The following is a 21,614-nucleotide window of genomic DNA, read 5'->3' on the forward strand; positions in this document are numbered from 1 at the left end:
CGGCGCGCTCCGGGACAGCGATCCGCGACTCGGGCGCTAGTCGACCTTCTTCCAGTCCTTGCAGCCGGTCGTCTGAAACGCATTGTCACCGGGCGAGATCGTGACGGTTGCCGGTCCCTTGGTGTTGCCGTTGGCGATGATGTCGCCAATAGCCCCGGAAGTGCTTTTCAGACGCGCCCAATAGCAGTTGTCGATGACGTCGTCCGCAGGTCCCGCTGTGCGGTACGTACCCGGCTCGGCCTCTGTTCCGACGACGAAGGTGCCGTCGCCGGGAATGCCGTCGCTGTCCCCTTGCTCTTCGGAGGCTGGGGCGCTGGACTTCGGCGAGGAGTCGGGCTCACCGCTCCCGGCCACCGTCTCCGTCGCGGTGATCGTGGCGGACGGCTCTGCACTGTCACCGGAGCCCGACCCTCCGGTGGCCGCCGCGACGATGACGGCGCCGATGACGAACCCGGCCACCGCCGCAGCCCCATGTGTCAGCCAGCCTCGCCGGGATCGCGGTGCTCTCGGAGGTTCCGCTCCCCATCGCAGGGGGCCTCCAGGGGGCCCTGGGGCCGGATCGCCCTGGCTCCCCCGCGGCGTCTTGTCGCTCATCTCTTCAGGTTCCGCCCCGCCGTGCCGTCCCGCACCCGGAGCCCCGGGCGTGGCGGCGGGCGACGTCGAGCAGCGCCGTGCGGATCTGGGCCGCCAGGGTGAGGTAGGCCGGGCACGCTTTCTGGATCGCCCTGGTCTTGTGTCCATCCCCAGTCCCCGTACCGACCCCCTGCATCAGGCCGCGCAGCGTAAAGCGGCGCGGGCGGGACGCCCCAGGGGTGGCCCGGCCGCGCCGTCGGGCGTGGGCCCTTACTCCTCCACCTCGTCCTCGAAGTGTAGGGCGATGGACTGCAGGACGTCCGCCGACGTCACGTCGGTGCGTCCCTCGTCGTGTGCCTCCGCCAACTGCGCGAAGGAGAAGGCGAAGGCCGACGTGATCTGCTCGATGACCGGACTCAGTTCCCGGCCCACCACCTCGGCGACCTCTATGGCGGTGGCGTCGGCGGGGATCTCGATGCGCGGCAGCATCTCCTCCAGCATCGCGCCCACCGCGCCGCTGGGTTCGACCTCGCCGTCCGGGTTCTCCCGTACCTGTCGGCGCATCTCGATCGCCTCGGTCAGGATGCCGACGACTCTTTGGATGATCTCGCGCTGCTCCATGTGGTGAAGCCTAGACGTAGGTGGATCAACGGGAGTTGCGGCACAGCCGGTGACCGGCCGTTGTCAGTGCTCGATGGCACGATGCCCGGAGCTGGACAGAACGGTGTCCGGCACGGGACGAAAGCGGGAATGACCATGGGCACTTGGGATGTCGGGCCGTTCGACAACGACACCGCGGCGGATTTCTGCGGAGACCTCGACGACGCCCCCGCCGAGGACCGGCTCGGTCTTGTCCGGGCCGCCCTGAGCATCGGCGCCGCAGCGGATGACGAGGCGGAGCTGGACGCCAGCGTCGCCGAGACGGCCGTGGCCGCCGCCGCCCTGGTGGCCGCGCAGTGTCCGGGCGGCGAGCCCGTCGACCCCGTGTACGGACCGGAGCAGCCGATACCCGACCTTCTCTCGCTGCGTGGCCCCGCCCTCCAGGCCCTGGACCGTGTGCTGGCCGAGGGCTCGGAGCTGCGCGACCTGTGGGAGCAGTCCGACGGGGAGCCCTGGCGCGAGGGAGTCGAGGGGTTGCGAGGAGTGCTGCGGCCGTCCGGCGAGTAGGTCCCGTCGCGGCAGGAGGCCCGCTGTCACGACGGCGCCACGCCTGGATGATGCTCCAACCGCCCCGCGCTCCGCGGACTGTACGGACGGTCAAAGAGCAGGTCGGACGGCAGGTAAACTCCGTACACGTGACTGTCGCGCCTGCAAAGCCCCGTATCCCGAACGTCCTCGCCGGGCGTTATGCCTCCGCCGAGCTCGCCACCCTCTGGTCGCCCGAGCAGAAGGTCAAGCTGGAGCGTCAGCTCTGGCTCGCCGTCCTGCGGGCGCAGAAGGACCTGGGGATCGAGGTGCCGGACGCCGCCCTCGCCGACTACGAGCGGGTTCTCGACGACGTCGACCTCGCCTCGATCGCCGAGCGCGAGAAGGTCACGCGCCATGACGTGAAGGCCCGCATCGAGGAGTTCAACGCGCTCGCCGGGCACGAGCAGGTCCACAAGGGCATGACCTCCCGCGACCTGACCGAGAACGTGGAGCAGTTGCAGGTCCGCCTCTCCCTGGAGCTGGTGCGGGACCGCACCGTCGCGGTGCTCGCGCGCCTGGGCAAGCTGTCGGGTGAGTACGCGGAGCTGGTCATGGCCGGCCGCTCCCACAACGTGGCCGCGCAGGCGACGACCCTGGGCAAGCGCTTCGCGACGACCGCCGACGAGCTGCTCGTCGCGTTCCGCCGTGTCGAGGACCTGCTGAACCGTTACCCCCTGCGCGGCATCAAGGGCCCCGTCGGCACGGCCCAGGACATGCTGGACCTGCTCGGCGGCGACGCCGACAAGCTGACCGAGCTCGAGCAGCGCATCGCCGGTCACCTCGGCTTCGAGCGCGCCTTCACCTCGGTCGGACAGGTCTACCCCCGCTCCCTCGACTACGAGGTCGTCACCGCCCTGGTCCAGCTCGCCTCGGGCCCCTCGTCGCTGGCCAAGACCATCCGTCTGATGGCCGGGCACGAGCTCGTCACCGAAGGCTTCAAGCCGGGCCAGGTCGGCTCGTCCGCGATGCCGCACAAGATGAACACCCGCTCCTGCGAGCGCGTCAACGGCCTCACGGTCATTCTGCGTGGGTACGCCTCGATGACCGGCGAGCTGGCGGGCGACCAGTGGAACGAGGGCGACGTCTCCTGCTCGGTCGTCCGCCGTGTGGCCCTGCCGGACGCGTTCTTCGCCCTTGACGGGCTGCTCGAGACCTTCCTGACCGTCCTCGACGAGTTCGGCGCCTTCCCGGCCGTCGTCGCGCGTGAGCTGGACCGCTACCTCCCCTTCCTCGCCACGACCAAGGTCCTGATGGCCTCGGTGCGCGCGGGCGTCGGCCGCGAGGAGGCCCACGAGGCCATCAAGGAGAACGCCGTCGCCTCCGCGCTCGCCATGCGTGAGCAGGGTGCCGAGCGCAACGAACTCCTCGACAAGCTCGCCGCTGACTCCCGCATCCCGCTGGACCGCGCGGAGCTCGACGCCCTCATGGCCGACAAGCTGTCGTTCACGGGCGCGGCGAGCGACCAGGTCGGCGTCGTCGTCGCGCAGATCGAGGCGCTGCTCAAGGAGCACCCCGAGGCCGCGGCCTACGCGCCGGGGGCGATTCTCTAGGGCTCTCAGCGGGAGCTTCCCTTGCTGCGGGCGCGTCGTGGCTTGTCGCGCTGTTCCTTGTGCCCCTTCAGGGCGTGCGCCCGCAGCACCACAAAGGTCAGCGCCGCCAGTGCCACCGCCGCGAGAACGCCCTTGGAGTACACGCCCACCAGGTCCGAGACCTGGTGCCAGCGTGCTCCGAGGGCGTGGCCGATCAGGATGAACACGGCGTTCCAGATGAGGCTGCCCGCGGTCGTCAGGGCGAGGAAGACGGGCAGGCGCATCCGCTCCACGCCCGCCGGCACCGAGATCATGCTGCGGAAGATCGGAATCATCCGGCCGAAGAAGACCGCCTTGGTGCCGTGCCGGGCGAACCACTTCTCCGTGCGCTCGATGTCGGGTGCCTTCACGAGCGGGAGGCGGGCCGCGATGGCCACGGTGCGGTCCCGGCCGAGGAGCGCCCCGATCGCGTAGAGCGCGAGCGCGCCGATCACGGAACCCGCGGTGGTCCAGAGCAGCACCGTGATCAGGCCGAACTTGCCCTGACTCGCGGCGAATCCCGCGAGGGGCAGGATCACCTCGCTGGGCAGGGGCGGGAACAGGTTCTCCAGGGCGATGGCCGCTCCCGCGCCGACGGCACCGAACGAGTCCATGAGATCGGCGGCCCAGCCCGCGACACCGCCGACCGGGGCGTCGTTCGCGGGGGTCGAGGATGCGTGCGCGGCAGTGAGGATCATGCACTCGACGCTACGGAAGGCGTGGCGCGTGACGGTATGAGGGCGGCCACACAGGTCGTGTGCGGTGTACCGCAGGGCAGCATTGTGGTTTTCCGCAGTCCCGATGGCCCGGCCGTTGGGCTAGCGTCATCGATCATGCGTACGCATCTCCAGCGCTGGCTCAGGGTGACCGTCGGCGTCCTCGCGGGCGCCCTCACCGGCCTCGCCGAGCTGGCCTTCGCCCTGGTGGCCGGCTTGTGGCTGCTCGCCACCCTGGGGCGGCGCACCGGGCGTGGGGCCGAGACCCGGATCGTGGCCGGAGCCCGGCGGCTCGCCGATCTCGAGCGGCGGCGCATGACCGCCTTCTTCGGCACCGAGCTGGCCACGCCGCCGACCGGCCTGCCCGCCGTGAACTACATCGCGTCGCGCTGGGCGGTAGGACTCCTCGGCGGGGTCGTGCTCGGCTGCGCGCTGCTGGGGGCGGGTTATGCCTCGCTGGCGGTGTGGGGCTGGTTCGTCGCCGACATCAACTCCCCCGCCACTCTGATCCTCTCCTCCGTCGGCGGCCTCTTCCTGTTCTACCTCTGTGTGCAGGGCACGTACGGCGTCGCGCTCGCCGACGAGCGGCACGCCCGCCGATACCTCGGCCCGAACGACGGGCAGCTCATGGAGCGCAGGATCGGCGAACTCGTCGCGAGCCGCGCCGGTGTGGTGGAGGCCGTGCACGACGAGCGGCGGCGCATCGAACGCGACCTGCACGACGGCGTCCAGCAGCGCATCGTCGCCCTCGGCATGCTGCTCGGCAGGGCCCGCCGCGCCTCCGAGCCGGAGAAGTCCGCGCGGCTCCTCGCCCAGGCGCACGAGGAGACCCAGCAGGCCCTGGTCGAACTACGTGAGGTCGCCTGGCGCGTCTACCCGGCGACGCTCGACGAGGGCGGGCTCGCCGCCGCCCTGGAGACGGTCGCCGAGCGGGCGGCGATCCCCGTACGCCTGCGCTGCGACCTGCGCGAGACGCCGCCGCCGACCGCCCAGGCCGTGGCGTACTTCGTCGCTGCCGAAGCCGTCACCAACGCCGTCAAGCACTCTGGCGCCACCCTCGTCACCGTCCACGGCGAACGGCGGGGTGCCGTGCTGCGTCTGCGCGTCGAGGACAACGGGCGGGGCGGCGCCGACCCCTCCGGCAGCGGACTGCTCGGGCTCGCCCGGCGCGTCGCCGCCCTGGACGGAACCCTCACCGTGGAGAGCCCCGCCGGTGGGCCCACCCTCATCACCGCGGAGCTCCCATGCGCGTAATGCTCGCCGACGACTCGACGCTGCTGCGGGAGGGCCTGGCCCGGCTTCTCGTGGACGAGGGGCACACGGTCACAGCCTCGGTCGGTGACGCGCAGGCGCTGCTCGCCGCCGTCGCCGAGGATCCGCCGGACGCCGCCGTGATCGACGTACGGATGCCGCCCACGCACACCGACGAGGGGCTGCGGGCCGCGCTCGAGATCCGGGCGACGTGGCCGCAGACGAGTGTGCTCGTGCTGTCGCAGTACGTCGAACGCCGTTACGCCACTGAGCTGTTGACCACCGCGACCGAAGGTGTCGGCTATCTGCTCAAGGACCGGGTCGTCCAGGTCGACGAGTTCCTGGACGCGCTGGAGCGGGTCGCCTCGGGCCAGACGGCCTTCGACCCGGAGGTCGTACGGCAGTTGCTGACCCTCAGCAGCCACACCGACCCGCTCCAGCGCCTGACCCCGCGCGAGCGCGAGGTGCTCGGCAAGATGGCGCAGGGGCACACGAACGCCGCGATCGCCGGCCAGCTGCACGTCTCGCAGAGCGCCGTCGAGAAGTACATCAACGCGATCTTCGACAAGCTGGAGCTAACCGGGACGACCGGGTACAGCCGCCGCGTGCTGGCCGTCCTGCGCTATCTCGGGTCCTGACCGGCCGCCGTGCGGGGCCACGGGGGTTACAGGCCGACGTCCCTGCTGCGGAAGTCCTCAAGGGACTCGCGCCGCACCAGGAGCCGCGCGTGCCCGTCGGCGACGGCCACCACGGGCGGGCGCCCGACGAGGTTGTAGCCGGAGGCCATGGACAGGTGGTACGCCCCGGCCACCGGCACGCCCAGGATGTCTCCCGGCCGTATGTCGCCCGGCAGTTCGATGTCGGAGGCGAGTACGTCGCCCGCCTCGCAGTGCCGCCCGACGACGGTCACCGGCGCGGCTGGGACCGTGGAGTACCGGCCGATCAGGCGCGGCGCGTACCGCACGCCGTACAGCGCGGGCCGCGGGTTGTCGCTCATCCCGCCGTCCACGGCGACGAAGGTGCGCCCGCCGGTGCGCTTGACGGCGAGCACGCGGTAGAGGGCCACTCCGGCAGGGCCCGCGATGGCGCGCCCCGGCTCGATGAGCAGCCTGGGCACGGTGAGCCCGGCCGCCGCGCAGCTCCCGGTCAGTTCGGCGCGCACCTTGCGGGCGAGGGCGGTGATGTCGAGCGCTTCCTCGCCGGGGCGGTAGGCGATGCCGTGCCCGCCGCCGAGGTCGAGTTCGGGAAGGGTGACGCCGTGCTGCTCCTTGATGCGGGCCATCAGGCCGACCAGTCGGCGTACGGCGGCCAGGAACGGCTTCTCGGTGGTGATCTGCGAGCCCAAGTGGCAGTGCAGGCCGACCAGTTCGAGACCGGGCTGGCCGAGGATGCGGGCGATGGCGTGCTGCGCGGAACCGTCGGTGATCGACAGGCCGAACTTCTGGTCGTCGGTCCCGGTGCGGATCTTGGCGTGGCCGCCGGCCGCGATGCCCGGCACCACCCGGACCAGCACCTTCTGGCGACTGCCCGGCGGCACGGCGGCGGCGAGGCGCGCGATCTCGGAGGCGCTGTCGATGACGATGCGCCCGACGCCGAGCCGCAGCGCGGCCTCCAGGTCGTGCGGGCTCTTGGCGTTGCCGTGCAGCACGATGCGCTCGGCGGGGAAGCCCGTGGTGACGGCGAGCTCCAGCTCCCCGGCGGAACAGACGTCGAGCCCGAGACCTTCCTCCGCCACCCAGTGGGCCATGGCGCGGCACAGGAACGCCTTGGCCGCGTAGTGCACTTCGGCGTCGGGGAAGGCGTGCAGGTAGGTGCGGCAACGCGTGCGTACGTCGCCTTCGTCGATGAGGTACGCCGGGGTACCGAAACGCCCGGCGATCTCGGTGAGCGGTACGCCGCCGACGGCCAGGTCGCCGTGGGGCAGCCGCGCGGTGGACGCGGGCCAGACGGACAGGTCGTCGTCGGCGGTGGCGCCGGTGGTCAGGGGGTCGTACAGGGTGGTCACGGGCAGTCTCTCTTTCGCCTCGTCCTCGTTCCGCGTGCCGCAGGTCAGCTGATTCAGGCGGTCAGCGCGCCGACCGCCCGCGGGTCCCACGTGCGCCAGGCGGGCGTGAGCCGCCGCCGGGGCGCACCGACGGGGTGCGCGGCGAGCCGTGGGTCGACGGTGACCTCGCGGACGCCGAGCGGTTCGGTGAGGGTGCGCAACGCGGGCTCCGAGAGCCTGATCCAGGCCTGGCGGTCGCCGAGGGCGGCGCTGAGCCGCTGGGGCGTGGTGAAGGCGACGGCGGTGCGGCCGCCCACGGGGGTGCGGAACAGGCGGGCGACGCAGCCCGCGGGTCCCGGCCGGACGGGGACGAAGAGCGGTCCGGCCGGGCCGGGTTCGGAGGGCTCGGGGTCCTCGCCGCACTGGGTCTCTGCCATGGAATTCCTCCTTGAGGATCCTGCTGCTCGTTGATCCTGCTGCTCGATGAGCCTGCTGCTGTGAGCTGTCGTCACGCTATGCCCGGCATCAGGTGCCGACCGAGCCGTCATGACGGGACGTTGACGAAGAGGCGATCCACGTTGACGAGGGCTTGACGCCCCGCACATCTGTCGCAGACGGCTTGCTCCTCAGCCAGCTACTACGTCGCCGCGGGTCTAGCGGCGCATCGACCGCGCCGCTACCGAAGGAGCCCTTCAGGGCCTCTGGCCTGGAACGACGCCGGAACAGGCACATACGGGCCCAGGCCCCACCCCGCCGTAGCCGTCCGCTCGTTTGAGATCAAGAGAGTGCGGGAGAGGCCAAGGTCACAGCCCTGGACGGCACCGAGTGCCAGGGGTTGCGCCCTAGCATCATGCCCATGACGGTCCTGCCTGACGACGGGCTTTCCCTGGCCGCCGAGTTCCCTGATGCGACCCATGAGCAGTGGCAGCGCCTGGTGGAAGGCGTGCTGCGCAAATCGGGTAAGGACGTATCGGGGCCGGCCGCCGAGGAAGCGCTGTCCACCGCACTCGAGGACGGGCTCAGCACCCGCCCCCTGTACACCGCCCGTGAAGCCGCGCCTGACGCCGGTTACCCGGGTTTCGCCCCCTTTGTCAGGGGCGGCACCGCCGCGGGCAGTGCCGCGGCCGGCTGGGACGTACGGCAGCGGCACGCGGCCACGGACCCCGCGGCCTCGAACGAGACCGTGCTCGCGGACCTGGAGAACGGCGTCACCTCGCTGTGGCTCGGCGTCGGCCCCGGCGCGCTCCCGGTCTCCGGCATCGAGCGCGCCCTGGAGGGTGTCTTCCTCGACCTGGCGCCGGTCGCGATGGACGCGGGCGCCGAGTTCGAGCCCGCGGCCCGCGAGTTGTTCCGCCTGTACGAGGAGCGGGGCATCCCCAAGGACTCCGCGCACGGCACCCTCGGCGCGGACCCGCTCGGCCACGAGGCCCGCACCGGCGCGCGGCTCGACACCGCCGCCGCGATCGAGCTGGCCCGGCTGTGCAGGCAGGAGTACCCGAACCTCCGCGCGCTGACCGTCGACGCCCTGCCGTACCACGAGGCGGGCGGCTCGGCCGGGCAGGAGCTCGGCGCCTCCCTCGCCACGGCGGTCGCCTACCTGCGCGAGCTGACCGAGGCGGGACTCACGGTCGAGGCGGCCTGCGCCCAGCTGGAGTTCCGGTACGCGGCCACCGCCGACCAGTTCCTGACCATCGCGAAGCTGCGGGCGGCCCGGCGGCTCTGGGCCCGCGTGGCCGAGGTCTGCGGCGCACCGGACGCGGGGGCGCAGCGGCAGCACGCCGTGACCTCGCCGGTGATGATGTCGCGCCGCGACCCGTGGGTGAACATGCTACGGACGACGGTGGCCTGCCTCGGCGCGGGTGTCGGCGGCGCCGACTCGGTGACCGTGCTGCCCTTCGACCACTCGCTCGGCCTGCCGGACGCGTTCGCGCGCCGCATCGCCCGCAACACCTCGACGATCCTCCTGGAGGAGTCGCACCTCGCCAAGGTGATCGACCCGGCGGGCGGCTCCTGGTACGTGGAGCGGCTCACCGATGAACTGGCCCACGCGGGCTGGGAGTTCTTCCAGGAGATCGAGCGCGCGGGCGGCCAGGCCGCGGCCCTGCGCTCCGGACAGATCGGCGAACGCCTCGCCGCCACCTGGGCCAAGCGCAGCGAGAAGCTGGCCAAGCGACGTGAACCGATCACCGGCGTCAGCGAGTTCCCGAACCTGACGGAGCGTCCGGTCGAGCGCGAGGCCCCGCCCGCCGAGGCGACGGGCGGCCTGCCGCGCGTCCGCCGCGACGAGGCGTACGAGGTGCTGCGCTCGCGCTCGGACGCACACCTCGCCTCGACGGGGGCCCGCCCCCGGGTCTTCCTCGCCGCGCTCGGACCGGCCGCCGCACACACCGCGCGCGCCTCCTTCGCCTCGAACCTCTTCCAGGCGGGCGGCATCGAAGCCGTGCACGACCCGGCGACAGTGGACGCGACGACGGCCGCCGAGGCGTTCAAGGCAAGCGGCGCCACGGTGGCGTGCCTCTGCTCCAGCGACGCGCTGTACGAGGAGCAGGCCGAAGCAGTCGCCGAAGTACTCAAGTCGGCGGGCGCCCAGCGGGTGTTCCTCGCCGGACGCCCCGCCGAGTACCCAGCGGTCGACGCGTACGTCTTCGCCGGCTGCGACGCCGTGTCCGTACTCTCCTCCACCCTCGACCACATGGGAGTGGCGTAATGGCGATCCCCGACTTCACCGGTGTCGGCCTGACGTCCGACGCCGCGTCCCAGGTCTCCAAGGACCAGTGGCGCAGCGCCGTCAAGGAATCCACGGGCAAGGCCGACGACGACCTCCTGTGGGAGACGCCCGAAGGCATCGCGGTCAAGCCGCTCTACACGGGCGCCGACCTCGAAGGTCTCGACTTCCTGGAGACCTATCCGGGTGTCGCGCCCTACCTGCGCGGCCCCTACCCGACGATGTACGTCAACCAGCCCTGGACGATCCGTCAGTACGCCGGGTTCTCCACGGCCGAGGAGTCCAACGCCTTCTACCGCCGCAACCTCGCGGCCGGGCAGAAGGGCCTCTCGGTCGCCTTCGACCTGCCGACGCACCGCGGTTACGACAGCGACCACCCGCGGGTGACGGGCGACGTCGGCATGGCGGGCGTGGCGATCGACTCGATCTACGACATGCGTCAGCTCTTCGACGGCATCCCGCTGGACAAGATGACCGTGTCGATGACGATGAACGGCGCGGTACTCCCCGTGCTCGCGCTCTACATCGTGGCCGCCGAGGAGCAGGGCGTACCGCCCGAAAAGCTGGCCGGGACCATCCAGAACGACATTCTCAAAGAGTTCATGGTCCGCAACACCTACATCTATCCGCCCAAGCCCTCGATGCGGATCATCTCCGACATCTTCGCGTACACCTCGCAGAAGATGCCGCGCTACAACTCCATCTCGATCTCCGGCTATCACATCCAAGAGGCGGGCGCGACAGCCGACCTGGAGCTCGCGTACACCCTCGCCGATGGCGTGGAGTACCTGCGGGCCGGACAGGAAGCGGGCCTGGACGTCGACGCGTTCGCGCCGCGGCTCTCCTTCTTCTGGGCGATCGGCATGAACTTCTTCATGGAGGTCGCCAAGCTCCGCGCGGCGCGCCTCCTGTGGGCGAAGCTGGTCAAGCAGTTCGACCCGAAGAACCCCAAGTCCCTGTCGCTGCGCACTCATTCGCAGACCTCGGGCTGGTCACTGACCGCGCAGGACGTGTTCAACAACGTCACCCGTACCTGCGTCGAGGCGATGGCGGCGACGCAGGGCCACACCCAGTCGCTGCACACGAACGCCCTCGACGAGGCGCTCGCCCTGCCCACCGACTTCTCCGCGCGCATCGCCCGCAACACCCAGCTGCTCATCCAGCAGGAGTCGGGCACCACGCGGACGATCGACCCTTGGGGCGGCAGCGCGTACGTCGAGAAGCTGACGCACGACCTGGCGCGCCGCGCCTGGCAGCACATCGAGGAGGTCGAGGCGGCGGGCGGCATGGCGCAGGCCATCGACGCGGGCATCCCGAAGCTGCGCGTCGAGGAGGCCGCGGCCCGTACGCAGGCGCGGATCGACTCGGGGCGTCAGCCCGTCATCGGCGTCAACAAGTACCGCGTGGAGACCGACGAGCAGATCGACGTCCTCAAGGTCGACAACTCCTCCGTTCGCAGCCAGCAGATCGCCAAGCTGAAGCGGCTGCGCGAGGAGCGCGACGAGGCGGCCTGCCAGGACGCGCTGCGGGCGCTGACGGCGGCGTCCGAGCGGGACCCCGGCCCGGGGCTCGAGGGCAACCTCTTGGCTCTGGCGGTCGACGCGGCCCGCGCGAAGGCGACCGTCGGCGAGATCTCGGACGCCCTGGAGGCCTCGTACGGGCGGCACGCGGGGCAGATCCGTACGATCTCCGGTGTGTACCGCACCGAAGCAGGCTCGTCCCCGTCCGTGGAGCGCACCCGCACCCTGGTGTCCTCCTTCGAGGAGGCCGAGGGGCGCCGGCCGCGCATCCTGGTCGCCAAGATGGGCCAGGACGGCCACGACCGCGGCCAGAAGGTCATCGCCACCGCCTTCGCCGACCTCGGCTTCGACGTGGACGTCGGCCCGCTCTTCCAGACCCCGGCGGAGGTCGCGCGCCAGGCGGTCGAGGCGGACGTGCACATCGTCGGCGTCTCGTCGCTGGCCGCCGGGCACCTCACGCTGGTGCCGGCGCTGCGGGCGGAGCTCGCCGCCGAGGGCCGCGAGGACATCATGATCGTCGTGGGTGGCGTCATCCCGCCGCAGGACGTGCCGACGCTCCTGGAGATGGGTGCCGCCGCGGTCTTCCCGCCCGGCACAGTGATCCCGGACGCCGCGTACGACCTGGTGAAGCGGCTTGCGGCCGACCTCGGCCACGAGCTGTGAGCATGGCGGCGCCGCGGATCGACATCGACGCGTACGTCAAGGGCGTACTCGACGGGAAGCGGGCGCAGATCGCGCGCGCCATCACGCTCGTCGAGTCGACCCGGCCCCAACACCGCGCCCTGGCCCAGGAGTTGCTGACCCAGCTGCTTCCGCACAGCGGGCGGGCGCGGCGGATCGGCATCAGCGGGGTGCCGGGCGTGGGCAAGTCGACGTTCATCGACGCGCTCGGCACGATGCTGACCGGGCTCGGGCACCGGGTCGCGGTCCTGGCCGTCGACCCGTCGTCGACCCGGACGGGGGGTTCGATCCTCGGCGACAAGACGCGGATGGAGCGCCTCGCGGTGGACCCGGCGGCGTTCGTGCGTCCGTCGCCCACCGCCGGGACGCTCGGCGGGGTCGCGAAGGCGACGCGCGAGTCGATCGTGGTGATGGAGGCGGCGGGCTACGACGTGGTGCTCGTGGAGACGGTGGGCGTGGGCCAGTCGGAGACGGCGGTCGCGAACATGGTCGACTCGTTCCTGCTACTTTCCCTCGCCCGTACGGGCGACCAGCTCCAGGGCATCAAGAAGGGCGTCCTGGAACTGGCGGACGTCCTCGCCATCAACAAGGCGGACGGCCCGCACGAGCGGGACGCTCGCTCGGCGGCACGTGAACTGGCGGGCGCCCTGCGCCTGATGCACCCGGCGGACGCGGCGTGGACTCCCCCGGTGCTCAGCTGCAGTGCCCGGGAGTCGAGCGGCCTGGACGAGGTCTGGGACCGCCTGGAGCAGCACCGCACGCTCCTCGACTCGACGGGCCGCCTCGCCGCCAAGCGACGGGACCAGCAGGTCGACTGGACGTGGACGATGGTGCGGGACGAACTCCTGGACCGGCTGCGGGGGCACGCTCAGGTCCGAGACCTCGCCCCTGAGCTCGAACAGCGGGTGCGCGAGGGCACGTTGACGGCCACGACGGCGGCCGAGCGGATTCTGGAGGCGTTCCAGGGGGACGGGGGCCGGTCGGCCTGATGTCCGGCCCGAAACCCCTTACTAAAGTAGGGGGTTGCTCCACACCTTCGTCGCTGTCGACGGCTCTGCGCGGTTCATAGGCTCCAGGGCATGATCAGAATCCGCACACGGCGCAACGCCGTCACCGCTCTGCTGGCCCTCGCCCTCGCCACTCCTTCCGTGGCGGCCTGCGCCGAGGAGGGCGGCTCGTCATCGGCGGGTACGGCTTCCCCTTCCCCCACCGCATCCGAGCTCGCTCTGCCACGCCCCTCCGGCCCGCACGCGATCGGACGGGACACCCTCCATCTCGTGGACGACAAGCGTCGCGACCCGTGGGTGCCCTCGGCGGGCGCCAGGGAGCTGATGGTGTCCGTCTTCTACCCGGCCCGGCAGGGCGCGGGTGACGGTGACCGCGCTCCGTACCTGGCGACCGAAGAGGCCGAACTGCTCCTGAAGGGGCAGAAGCTGGACAAGCTGTACGACGCCGGGCAGCTGACCTCCGTCCGCACGAACGCCCGCCCCGGCGCCCGCCCCGCCGGGGGCAAGCACCCGCTGATCGTCCTCTCCCCCGGCTTCACGCTGCATCGCGCCACCCTCACCACGCTCGCGGAGACACTGGCGTCCCACGGCTACCTCGTCGCTCTCGTCGACCACGCGTACGAGTCCTTCGGGACCGCGTTCCCGGGCCGGGACGGCTCGTCGCGCATCCGCACCTGTGTCGCGTGCGAGAAGGTCGAGGACGCACCGAACGGCGACGCCGGAGAGAGGAAGATGCTGGCCAAGGCCGCACGGAACCGGGCCGCGGACATCTCCTTCGTCATCGACGAGTTGACCGCGCGAACCGCCCAGCCCGGTGACGGCAGGCACCCCGACTACTCATCGCTCATCGACCCCAGGCGGATCGGGGCGGCCGGTCACTCGCTCGGCGGCAACGCGGCGGCCGTGGCCACAGGAACGGACCGCCGCGTCCGCGCCGCCGCCAACCTGGACGGCACGTTCTTCGCCCCGGTCCCGTCCGCCGGCACCGGCCGCCCCGCCCTCATGCTCGGCACCCTCAAGGGCCACAACCCCTCTGCCGAGGACGCCACTTGGCCCCGCCAGTGGAACCGCCTGCACGGCTGGAAGCGCTGGCTGACGGTCGCGGACTCCGGGCACCTCACCTTCACCGACCTGCCGATCCTCGGCTCCCAGCTCAACAGGACCGACCCGACGGCCCCGCTCTCCGGCAAGCGATCGGGCGAGATCACCACCGCATACGTGACGGCGTTCTTCGACAAACACCTCACCGACAAGAACCGCCCCCTGCTGAACGGCCCCACCCCGACGAACCCGGAGGTCACGTTCCACTCGCCCTGAGTAGGTTGGGCCGTGTCATCGTCCGTCGTTGAAGGAGCCTTCTGCACCATGTCCATCGCTGACTCCGACGAAGCTCCCGTTCTTCTGCGTCACTACGGTCGCGTGGGGCACATCGTTCTTAATCGGCCCCGTGCCATCAACGCCCTCAACCACGCCATGGTCCGGCTGATGGACGACGCTCTCGCCGGGTGGGAGGGGGATGACGCCGTCGGCGTCGTCGTGGTGACCGGGGCCGGTGAGCGGGGGCTGTGTGCCGGGGGTGACATCCGGTCCATCCACGACGACATCCGTGCGGGTGGCGGTGCCGCTTCCCTCGCCTTCTGGCGTGACGAGTACCGGCTCAACGCCCGTATCGCCCGCTTCCCGAAGCCGTACGTGGCCGTCATGGACGGCATCGTGATGGGGGGCGGGGTCGGCGTGTCGGCGCACGGCAGCGTGCGGATCGTCACCGAGCGCTCCCGGATCGCCATGCCGGAGACGGGGATCGGCTTCGTGCCGGACGTCGGCGGTACGTACCTGCTGTCGCGGGCGCCCGGCGAACTCGGCACCCACCTCGCGCTGACCGGCTCGGCGGTGGGCGCGGGCGACGCCGTCCTGTGCGGTCTCGCCGACCACTACGTGCCCTCGGAGCTACTGGCGGAATTCACGGAGGCGCTGGGCGGCGCCGACGTGAGCGAGGTGGTCGCGGAGTACGCCACCGCCGCGCCCGAAGGCGAACTCGCGGCCCACCGTGCTTGGATCGATGCCTGCTATGCCGCCGATTCCGTGGAGGAGATCGTCGAGCAGCTTTTCGCATCCGGTGACCACGCCGCCAAGGAGGCGGCCGAGACCATCCTCTCCAAGTCGCCGACCTCCCTCAAGGTCACTCTCGCCGCCCTGCGCCGGGCCCGCGCCCTCGCCTCCCTGGAGCAGGTGCTCGACCAGGAGTACCGCGTGTCGGCCACCGCCCTCACCGCGCCGGACATGGTCGAGGGCATCCGCGCCCAGGTCGTCGACAAGACCCGTGACCCGCACTGGTCCCCCGCCGAACTCTCACAGGTGAGCGACGCGGAGGTGGCCCGCCACTTCGCCCCGCGCGTCGGCGACGAGCTCGGCCTCGCCGCCGGGCCGGGTCCGCGGCGCACCTGATCCGCCCGCCCCGCCTCGTGCCGCGGCGCCGGCGCGAGGCGGACGTCGCCCCGCGCCGCGGTCGCCCCATTCGCGTCCGCTACGGCGGATCGATCTCCGTGATCACGGCGAGGAGCTGGAACGGCAGCTCCTTGTCCCACTGCGAGACACCGAGAGCTATCCACCGCCCGCCGGCCCGCCAGAGATGGAGGTCGGGCACCGAGGAACTCAGCGAGCCCCACGGCTCCGGTATGTCCTCCGCCTCGACGGTTTCGCCCTCGGCCGCCTCATCCCCGTTGTCGCCGTCCCTGTCGTAGTCGTCGTAGCCGTACGCACCGCCCTGCGTCCGCTCGAAGACGCTCGCCAGGCTGAATATCTGGGGCGCTCCCCAGCGCTCCGCGAGCAGGACCGTCAGGGCGTCGCGCTCGGCGTCGTACTGATCCGAGGTCGCCTCCCACCGCGTGCCGTCGTCCTCCCAGAAGTCGCCGCTCGTCAGTAACTCGGCGATGTGATACCCCGGACCGCCGACGCCGGACGGCGACCTGCCGTGCTCCGCGGGAAACTCCCGTGAGCGCAGCAGGTCGATCGCGGCGAGATGCTCTGCGGTACTCATGGCATCCAGTAAAGCGGCCACCACTGACAACTGGCCCGCCGTCAGGCCCCCGAGGTCACCATCCGGACACCTGCCTCACGCGTCACGCCGCCGCAGCGCCCACCAGCCCGCCAGCAGCGCCACGGCCGCCCAGGCCGCGGTGACGGCAAGTCCGGTCCACGGGCCGAGAGTTCCCGCCGGGTTTTCGTGCAGCACCTGCTGTCCCGCCCGGTCAGGGAGGTACTCCGCGGCGCCGCTCGCGACGTCCCCGACCACGAAGGACACGATGAGCGTGAACGGGATGAGGATGCTGAGTACGGCGACCCCGCTGCGCAGCAGCACGGTCAGACCGGCGGCGAGGAGCGCCATGAGCGCGAGGTAGACCCCGCCGCCGACGCACGCCCGTACGGCACCGTCGTGGCCGAGGCCGATGGCGTACTCCCCCAGGAAGGCCTGACCGGTCAGGAAGCCGGCGAAGCTGGTGAGGACCCCGACACCGAGCGCCAGGGCGCCCACCACCGCGACCTTGGCCCCGAAGAAGAGTCCCCGGCGCGGCACCGCGGAGAGGGAGATCCGCAGGGCACCGTTCAGGTACTCGGAGGACATCGCCGTCGTGCCGAAGCTGATGGCGGCGATCTGGCCGAAGTTGAGTGCGTAGAAGGCGCCGAAGAGCGGCTCGTAGTCGGCGTTGTCCGCCTCCGCCGTGCCGACCGCGGCGAACGCGAGCACGGTGACGGCGACGGTGGCCGCGAAGACGGCGATGAGCGATCCGAGGCTGGCCCGCACCGACTTGATCTTGATCCACTCCGAGTGGAGCACGGCGGTCGTCCGCATGGTCAGGCCTCCTGGCGGGGCGTCGAAGGGGCGGCGGCGAACTCGGCGTCGTCGGCCGTGAGGGAGAGGTATGCCTGCTCCAAGGAGGCCTGCTGGTCGGAGAGTTCGAGGAGAGGGATGCCGTGTGCGGCCGCGAGGGAGCCGATCTCGTCGGCCTTCGCGCCGTCCACGGTCCAGCGGCCGTCCTCCCCGTGCGTCATCGCGTACCCCTTGTCCCGCAGCAGGCCGCGCAGCCGGTCGCTCTCCGAGGTGCGCAGGCGGACCCGCGGGCTGCTGTGTGCCGCGATGAAGTCCGCCATCGAGGTGTCCGCGAGGAGCTTTCCGCGGCCGAGGACCACCAGGTGGTCGGCGAACGTGGCGGTCTCGTTCATGAGATGGCTGGACACGAGGACCGTCCGGCCCTCGCGGGCGAGGCGGCGGAGGAGTTCGCGGATCCAGATGATGCCTTCGGGGTCGAGGCCGTTGGACGGCTCGTCCAGCATGATGACGCGCGGTTCGCCGAGCAGCGCGGCCGCGATCCCCAGGCGCTGGCGCATGCCGAGGGAGAACGTCTTGATCCGGCGCCCGGCCACGGTGGCGAGCCCGGCCTCTTCGAGGACCTCGTCCACGCGCCGCGCGGGGATGCGGTTGGCGACGGCGAGGGCGAGGAGGTGGTTGCGTGCGGTACGCGATCCGTGCGCGGCCTGGGCGTCGAGCAGGGCTCCCACGTGGTGCAGGGGTTCGTCGATGGCCGCGTAAGCTCGTCCGCCCACCGTCGCGGTGCCCGAGGTGGGCCGGTCCAGGCCGAGGACGAGCCGCATCGTGGTGGACTTGCCCGCGCCGTTGGGGCCGAGGAACCCGGTGACCTTCCCCGGGCGGACGGTGAAGGTCAGTCCGTCCACCGCGCGGGTGGTGCCGTACTCCTTGCTGAGGTCTTGGACGTCGATGCTGGTCATGGGCCCAGACTGGCGGCCGTAAGGGGGGTGGGGCTTCCCCCGCCCGGGGATCGCGTCTCCCCCTCACGGGGGAGCCGGACGGCGGCGGCCGGCTGGCACGATGACGCGATGTCCCGCTTCCTGAGGCCGCTCACCCGCGCGGTGACCTACACGCGCTGGCTGCATCTGCTCATCGGCGCGGCCATTCCGTTGATGATCTCCTTCATCTACCCCGGGCTCAGCGACCCCGCGTTCGCCGACTGGATGCTGATTGCTCTCCAGCCGATCCCCCTGGTGGCCGCCGTCGCCCTCCTGCCGTCCATACGCCGGGCGGAGGGACTGCAGGCCCGCCTGATGCTGTTTCCGGGGCAGCACGCGCGCGTGCCGGGCGCCGACGAGGATCCCGGCGTGTCCGTCGCTCCCTCCGCGTCCTGGCGGGACCGGGGCAGGACGGCGGTGTGGCTCGTGCTGCGCCTTGAGGCGGGGGCCGCGGCGGCGTTCTGCACGGTGCAGCTGCTGGGGACCATGCTGGCCCTGCTCGGATCGGTGACGGAGCCCGGCGAGGACCCTGGTGTGCTCTTCCCCGTTCCCGCCGCGAGCTGGACGAACGCGCTGCTCGCCCCGCTTCCCCTGTTGGCCCTTCTCGCGCTGGCCGTGGTGGCGGGCCGGCTGATGGCGACGGCCGCCCGGCGGCTGCTCGGCCCCTCTCCCAAGGAGCGCCTGGCCGCCCTGGAGGAGCGCACCGAGCAGCTTCTCGAACGCAACCGCATCGCCCGTGAACTGCACGATTCCATCGGCCACGCGCTGACCGTCGCGGTCGTCCAGGCGGGCGCCGCGCGGGCTGCCGCGGACCCCGAGTTCACCGACCGCGCGCTGGGCGCGATCGAGGAGACGGGCCGGGCCGCCCTGGAGGACCTGGAGCGTGTCCTGCGCGTGCTGCGGGAGGACGGGCAGTCCGCGAGCCGCCGCCCCACGCTCGCCGACGCCGGCCAACTCCTGGACTCCGCGCGCGCTTCGGGGGCGAAGGTCGACGTCGAAGTGACGGGCCCCTTGGAGCGGGTGCCCGGCCCGGTGTCCCGCGAGGCCTACCGCATGCTCCAGGAGGCCCTGACGAACGTGCTGCGGCACTCCGGACCGGTCCCGGTACAGGTGCGGCTCGCGGTCGACGCGGCAGCCCTGGAGATCGGCGTACGCAATCCTCTGCCCACGGGAGAAGAGGCCACCGGGCGTGGCGGCAGCGGCCTTCGCGGCATCCGGGAGCGGGCCACGCTGCTCGGCGGCCGGGCCGCCACGGGGCCGCGGGACGGCGAATGGCAGGTGCACGTCCAACTGCCTCTCGGGTGATCTACGCTGACCGGATGCCGGTCACTGTCCTCCTCGTCGACGACGAGCCCCTCGTACGCGCCGGGCTGCGCGCCGTCCTCGAGGCGCAGCCCGACATCGAGGTGGTCGGTGAGGCGGCCGACGGCGCCGCGGTGATTCCGCTCGTGCGCCAACTGCGGCCGGATGTGGTCGCCATGGACGTCCGCATGCCGCTCCTGGACGGCATCGAGGCCACCCGCGCCGTCCTGCGCACCGTGCAGGACCCCCCGAAGATCCTCGTCGTGACGACCTTCGAGAACGACGAGTACGTGTACGAGGCGCTGCGCGCGGGCGCCGACGGTTTTCTGCTGAAGCGCGCCCGGCCGACGGAGATCGTGAACGCCGTCCGCCTGGTCGCGGAGGGTGAGTCGCTGCTGTTTCCCGCGGCGGTGCGGCAGCTGGCCGGGGAGTACGGGCGGCGGCCGGGCAACGCCGCGGCCAGGGACGCCCTGGACCGGGCCGCGCTCACCGAGCGCGAGTCGGCCGTGCTGCGCCTGATGGCACGCGGCCTGTCGAACGCGGAGATCGCGGCGGAGCTGATCGTGGGCGCCGAGACGGTCAAGTCGCACGTCAGCTCCGTGCTGGCGAAGCTGGGGGCCAGGGACCGGACGCAGGCGGTCATCGCCGCGTACGAATCCGGTTTCGTGGCACCCGGGTGAGGGCGACGGCCGACCGGCACTCTGGGTCACAGGTGGGCCCGGCACTCGCAGCGGCCGGTCCCGGCGAGTACGATCCGCCCAACATGCGCACGAGCTGGGAGGACGGACGTTGGGGCGGCTGACCGGCGGGGATCCCTCTCTGCTGCGGCGGATCAACTCCGCGGTGGTGCTGCACGCGCTGCGTGCGGCGGACTTCGCGACACTCACCGAGATCACCCGGGTGACGGGGCTTTCCAGGCCGACCGTCGAAGGCGTGGTCGAGGGGCTCATCGAGGCCGGGCTCGTGGTGGAGACCGCGGCCGAGGAAGGCGCGGCCAGACGCCAGGGCAGGCCCGCGCGGAGGTTCCGCTTCCGGGCCGAGGCGGGGCATCTGCTCGGCCTGGAGATCGGCCCGCACCGGGTCGCGGCGGTCCTCTCGGATCTGGACGGCCGCGTGCTCGGCTCGGCCGCGAAGGCCGTGGACGAGACGGCCCCGGCCGACGAGCGCCTCGAGCGGCTGCGGATGGCGGTCGCCGATCTGCTGCGCCGCGGCGGGATCGCCCGCAGCTCGCTGCGCGCGGTGGGAGTCGGCAGCCCCGGCATCGTGGAGGCGGACGGCACGGTCCGGCTGGGCACCGCGCTGCCCGAATGGACCGGCCTGCAGCTGGGCGAGCGCCTGCGCCGGTCCTTCAAGTGCCCGGTCCTGGTGGAGAACGACGCGAACACGGCGGCCGTGGCCGAGCACTGGAAGGGTGCGGCGACCGAGTCCGATGACGTGGTGTTCGTCCTCGCCGGGCTCAGCCCCGGGGCCGGTGCGCTGATCGGCGGACGGCTGCACCGCGGCTACGGCGGCGCCGCCGGGGAGATCGGCGCACTGCATCTCCTGGGCCGTGACGTGACCCCGGAGACGCTCCTTTCGACCACGGACGAGCCCCTGCATCCGCTCGACGAGCAGGCGGTGGCGGACGTCTTCGCCCACGCGCGCGAGGGCGACGAGCGGGCTCAACAAGCCGTCGAACGGTTCATCCAGCGTCTGGTGCACGACGTGGCCGCGCTGGTGCTCGCCCTGGATCCCGAGCTGGTCGTCGTGGGCGGCTGGGCCGCCGGTCTCGACGGTGTACTGGAACCGCTGCGCCGCGAGTTGGCGCGCTACTGCCTGCGACCTCCCCGGGTCGCCCTGTCGATGCTCGGCGAAGCGGCCGTCGCAACGGGCGCGTTGCGCCTAGCCCTCGACCACGTCGAGGAGCAACTGTTCGCGGTCGAGGGAACGGTGACGGCACGACGCTAAACCGCCGCGATCGAGCTTCGGGGAGCCGGGCGCCCAAGACCACGGCGCATCTCGACACCGCCCGCCCCGCCCGGCGAAACGGCCGTCGCAACGGGTGCGTTGCGCGCTGAGACACCGGCTCGGGTCGGGGCAGAAAGCCCGGTCGTCCTGGATCTCGACGCTGCCCCACCGCCCAGCGAAACGGCCGTCGCAACGGGCGCGTTGCGCACCGAGACACCGGCTCGAATCGGGGCAGAAAGCCCGGCTTGCATCGCGACGCTGCCCCACCGCCCAGCGAAACGGCCGTCGCAACGGGCGCGTTGCGCACCGAGACACCGGCTCGAATCGGGGCAGAAAGCCCGGCTTGCAG

General features: G+C 71.8%; 20 protein-coding genes. 12 read left to right on the top strand and 8 right to left on the bottom strand.

Annotated elements, in window-relative coordinates:
• Positions 1–36: 36 nt before the first annotated feature.
• Positions 37–459 carry a hypothetical protein gene (locus AB0M70_RS22975; RefSeq protein ID WP_365822127.1) on the bottom strand — a complete coding sequence of 141 codons (423 nt, stop codon included), beginning with the start codon at positions 457–459 and terminating at the stop codon, positions 37–39.
• A 384-nt stretch (positions 460–843) separates the two neighbouring features.
• Positions 844–1,194 carry a hypothetical protein gene (locus AB0M70_RS22980; protein ID WP_363206557.1) on the bottom strand — a complete coding sequence of 117 codons (351 nt, stop codon included), beginning with the start codon at positions 1,192–1,194 and terminating at the stop codon, positions 844–846.
• Between the two features lie 135 nt (positions 1,195–1,329).
• On the opposite strand from AB0M70_RS22980, the gene AB0M70_RS22985 reads away from it, so the two are divergent.
• Together AB0M70_RS22985 and purB are read left to right on the top strand one after the other, a co-directional pair.
• On the top strand, positions 1,330–1,740 hold the full coding sequence (locus AB0M70_RS22985) for a DUF4259 domain-containing protein (protein WP_365822386.1): 411 nt from the start codon (positions 1,330–1,332) through the stop codon (positions 1,738–1,740).
• 128 nt (positions 1,741–1,868) lie between these two features.
• Positions 1,869–3,311 carry an adenylosuccinate lyase gene (gene purB / locus AB0M70_RS22990; protein WP_365822130.1) on the top strand — a complete coding sequence of 481 codons (1,443 nt, stop codon included), beginning with the start codon at positions 1,869–1,871 and terminating at the stop codon, positions 3,309–3,311.
• A gap of 5 nt (positions 3,312–3,316) precedes the next feature.
• Here the strand turns inward: purB and AB0M70_RS22995 are convergent, their stop codons facing one another.
• Complete coding sequence (locus tag AB0M70_RS22995) at positions 3,317–3,943, bottom strand: DedA family protein (protein ID WP_365822388.1); 627 nt, start codon at positions 3,941–3,943, stop codon at positions 3,317–3,319.
• A 219-nt stretch (positions 3,944–4,162) separates the two neighbouring features.
• Here AB0M70_RS22995 and AB0M70_RS23000 point away from each other — a divergent pair, with 219 nt between their 5' ends.
• Together AB0M70_RS23000 and AB0M70_RS23005 are read left to right on the top strand one after the other, a co-directional pair.
• Positions 4,163–5,299 (top strand): histidine kinase, encoded by a 1,137-nt coding sequence (locus tag AB0M70_RS23000; protein WP_365822132.1) that lies wholly within the window; start codon positions 4,163–4,165, stop codon positions 5,297–5,299.
• Positions 5,299–5,934 carry a response regulator transcription factor gene (locus AB0M70_RS23005; protein WP_365822390.1) on the top strand — a complete coding sequence of 212 codons (636 nt, stop codon included), beginning with the start codon at positions 5,299–5,301 and terminating at the stop codon, positions 5,932–5,934. The genes AB0M70_RS23000 and AB0M70_RS23005 overlap by 1 nt, the downstream gene beginning before the upstream one ends.
• 26 nt (positions 5,935–5,960) lie before the next feature.
• On the opposite strand, the gene lysA is transcribed toward AB0M70_RS23005, so the two are convergent.
• Together lysA and AB0M70_RS23015 are read right to left on the bottom strand one after the other, a co-directional pair.
• Positions 5,961–7,301, bottom strand: coding sequence for a diaminopimelate decarboxylase (gene lysA, locus AB0M70_RS23010; protein WP_365822134.1), 1,341 nt, complete (start codon positions 7,299–7,301; stop codon positions 5,961–5,963).
• A 53-nt stretch (positions 7,302–7,354) separates the two neighbouring features.
• Positions 7,355–7,717: an SAV_915 family protein gene (locus AB0M70_RS23015; RefSeq protein WP_365822136.1), complete on the bottom strand. Its 363-nt coding sequence runs from the start codon at positions 7,715–7,717 to the stop codon at positions 7,355–7,357.
• Positions 7,718–8,136: 419 nt separating this feature from the next.
• Between AB0M70_RS23015 and mutA the strand changes: the two genes are divergently transcribed.
• From mutA to AB0M70_RS23040, 5 genes are all read left to right on the top strand, one after another.
• On the top strand, positions 8,137–9,987 hold the full coding sequence (gene mutA, locus AB0M70_RS23020) for a methylmalonyl-CoA mutase small subunit (protein ID WP_365822138.1): 1,851 nt from the start codon (positions 8,137–8,139) through the stop codon (positions 9,985–9,987).
• Complete coding sequence (scpA, locus tag AB0M70_RS23025) at positions 9,987–12,188, top strand: methylmalonyl-CoA mutase (protein ID WP_365822140.1); 2,202 nt, start codon at positions 9,987–9,989, stop codon at positions 12,186–12,188. The genes mutA and scpA overlap by 1 nt, the downstream gene beginning before the upstream one ends.
• A 2-nt stretch (positions 12,189–12,190) precedes the next feature.
• Entirely contained in the window at positions 12,191–13,195 is a 1,005-nt protein-coding gene (gene meaB / locus AB0M70_RS23030) for a methylmalonyl Co-A mutase-associated GTPase MeaB (RefSeq protein WP_365822142.1), read from the top strand.
• A 90-nt stretch (positions 13,196–13,285) separates the two neighbouring features.
• Entirely contained in the window at positions 13,286–14,530 is a 1,245-nt protein-coding gene (locus tag AB0M70_RS23035; RefSeq protein ID WP_365822144.1) for an alpha/beta hydrolase, read from the top strand.
• A 48-nt stretch (positions 14,531–14,578) separates the two neighbouring features.
• Complete coding sequence (locus AB0M70_RS23040) at positions 14,579–15,658, top strand: enoyl-CoA hydratase/isomerase family protein (protein WP_365822146.1); 1,080 nt, start codon at positions 14,579–14,581, stop codon at positions 15,656–15,658.
• A 79-nt stretch (positions 15,659–15,737) separates the two neighbouring features.
• Here the strand turns inward: AB0M70_RS23040 and AB0M70_RS23045 are convergent, their stop codons facing one another.
• The 3 genes from AB0M70_RS23045 to AB0M70_RS23055 form a co-directional block, all read right to left on the bottom strand.
• Complete coding sequence (locus tag AB0M70_RS23045) at positions 15,738–16,250, bottom strand: hypothetical protein (RefSeq protein WP_365822148.1); 513 nt, start codon at positions 16,248–16,250, stop codon at positions 15,738–15,740.
• Between the two features lie 75 nt (positions 16,251–16,325).
• The gene (locus AB0M70_RS23050) at positions 16,326–17,063 is read right to left on the bottom strand and encodes an ABC transporter permease (protein WP_365822150.1); all 738 of its coding nucleotides are present in this window, start codon (positions 17,061–17,063) and stop codon (positions 16,326–16,328) included.
• Between the two features lie 2 nt (positions 17,064–17,065).
• The gene (locus tag AB0M70_RS23055; RefSeq protein ID WP_365822152.1) at positions 17,066–17,998 is read right to left on the bottom strand and encodes an ATP-binding cassette domain-containing protein; all 933 of its coding nucleotides are present in this window, start codon (positions 17,996–17,998) and stop codon (positions 17,066–17,068) included.
• A 108-nt stretch (positions 17,999–18,106) separates the two neighbouring features.
• Here AB0M70_RS23055 and AB0M70_RS23060 point away from each other — a divergent pair, with 108 nt between their 5' ends.
• The 3 genes from AB0M70_RS23060 to AB0M70_RS23070 all read left to right on the top strand — a co-directional run bounded on the left by AB0M70_RS23060 (position 18,107) and on the right by AB0M70_RS23070 (position 21,265).
• Positions 18,107–19,321 (top strand): histidine kinase, encoded by a 1,215-nt coding sequence (locus tag AB0M70_RS23060; protein WP_365822154.1) that lies wholly within the window; start codon positions 18,107–18,109, stop codon positions 19,319–19,321.
• Positions 19,322–19,335: 14 nt separating this feature from the next.
• Positions 19,336–19,998, top strand: a complete 663-nt coding sequence (locus AB0M70_RS23065; protein WP_365822156.1) for a response regulator transcription factor — start codon at positions 19,336–19,338, stop codon at positions 19,996–19,998.
• A 109-nt stretch (positions 19,999–20,107) separates the two neighbouring features.
• Complete coding sequence (locus tag AB0M70_RS23070; RefSeq protein WP_365822159.1) at positions 20,108–21,265, top strand: ROK family transcriptional regulator; 1,158 nt, start codon at positions 20,108–20,110, stop codon at positions 21,263–21,265.
• Positions 21,266–21,614 lie beyond the last annotated feature (349 nt).

It is taken from the genome of Streptomyces sp. NPDC051214, from assembly GCF_040682375.1.
Taxonomy (GTDB): domain Bacteria; phylum Actinomycetota; class Actinomycetes; order Streptomycetales; family Streptomycetaceae; genus Streptomyces.

Coding starts and splice junctions, on each gene's coding strand:
- AB0M70_RS22980 (WP_363206557.1), bottom strand. CDS start 1,194: ATGGAGCAGCGCGAGATCATCCAAAGAGTCGTCGGCATCCTGACCGAG.
- AB0M70_RS22985 (WP_365822386.1), top strand. CDS start 1,330: ATGGGCACTTGGGATGTCGGGCCGTTCGACAACGACACCGCGGCGGAT.
- AB0M70_RS22995 (WP_365822388.1), bottom strand. CDS start 3,943: ATGGACTCGTTCGGTGCCGTCGGCGCGGGAGCGGCCATCGCCCTGGAG.
- AB0M70_RS23000 (WP_365822132.1), top strand. CDS start 4,163: ATGCGTACGCATCTCCAGCGCTGGCTCAGGGTGACCGTCGGCGTCCTC.
- AB0M70_RS23005 (WP_365822390.1), top strand. CDS start 5,299: ATGCTCGCCGACGACTCGACGCTGCTGCGGGAGGGCCTGGCCCGGCTT.
- AB0M70_RS23015 (WP_365822136.1), bottom strand. CDS start 7,717: ATGGCAGAGACCCAGTGCGGCGAGGACCCCGAGCCCTCCGAACCCGGC.
- mutA (WP_365822138.1), top strand. CDS start 8,137: ATGACGGTCCTGCCTGACGACGGGCTTTCCCTGGCCGCCGAGTTCCCT.
- scpA (WP_365822140.1), top strand. CDS start 9,987: ATGGCGATCCCCGACTTCACCGGTGTCGGCCTGACGTCCGACGCCGCG.
- meaB (WP_365822142.1), top strand. CDS start 12,191: ATGGCGGCGCCGCGGATCGACATCGACGCGTACGTCAAGGGCGTACTC.
- AB0M70_RS23035 (WP_365822144.1), top strand. CDS start 13,286: ATGATCAGAATCCGCACACGGCGCAACGCCGTCACCGCTCTGCTGGCC.
- AB0M70_RS23040 (WP_365822146.1), top strand. CDS start 14,579: ATGTCCATCGCTGACTCCGACGAAGCTCCCGTTCTTCTGCGTCACTAC.
- AB0M70_RS23045 (WP_365822148.1), bottom strand. CDS start 16,250: ATGAGTACCGCAGAGCATCTCGCCGCGATCGACCTGCTGCGCTCACGG.
- AB0M70_RS23050 (WP_365822150.1), bottom strand. CDS start 17,063: ATGCGGACGACCGCCGTGCTCCACTCGGAGTGGATCAAGATCAAGTCG.
- AB0M70_RS23055 (WP_365822152.1), bottom strand. CDS start 17,998: ATGACCAGCATCGACGTCCAAGACCTCAGCAAGGAGTACGGCACCACC.
- AB0M70_RS23060 (WP_365822154.1), top strand. CDS start 18,107: ATGTCCCGCTTCCTGAGGCCGCTCACCCGCGCGGTGACCTACACGCGC.
- AB0M70_RS23065 (WP_365822156.1), top strand. CDS start 19,336: ATGCCGGTCACTGTCCTCCTCGTCGACGACGAGCCCCTCGTACGCGCC.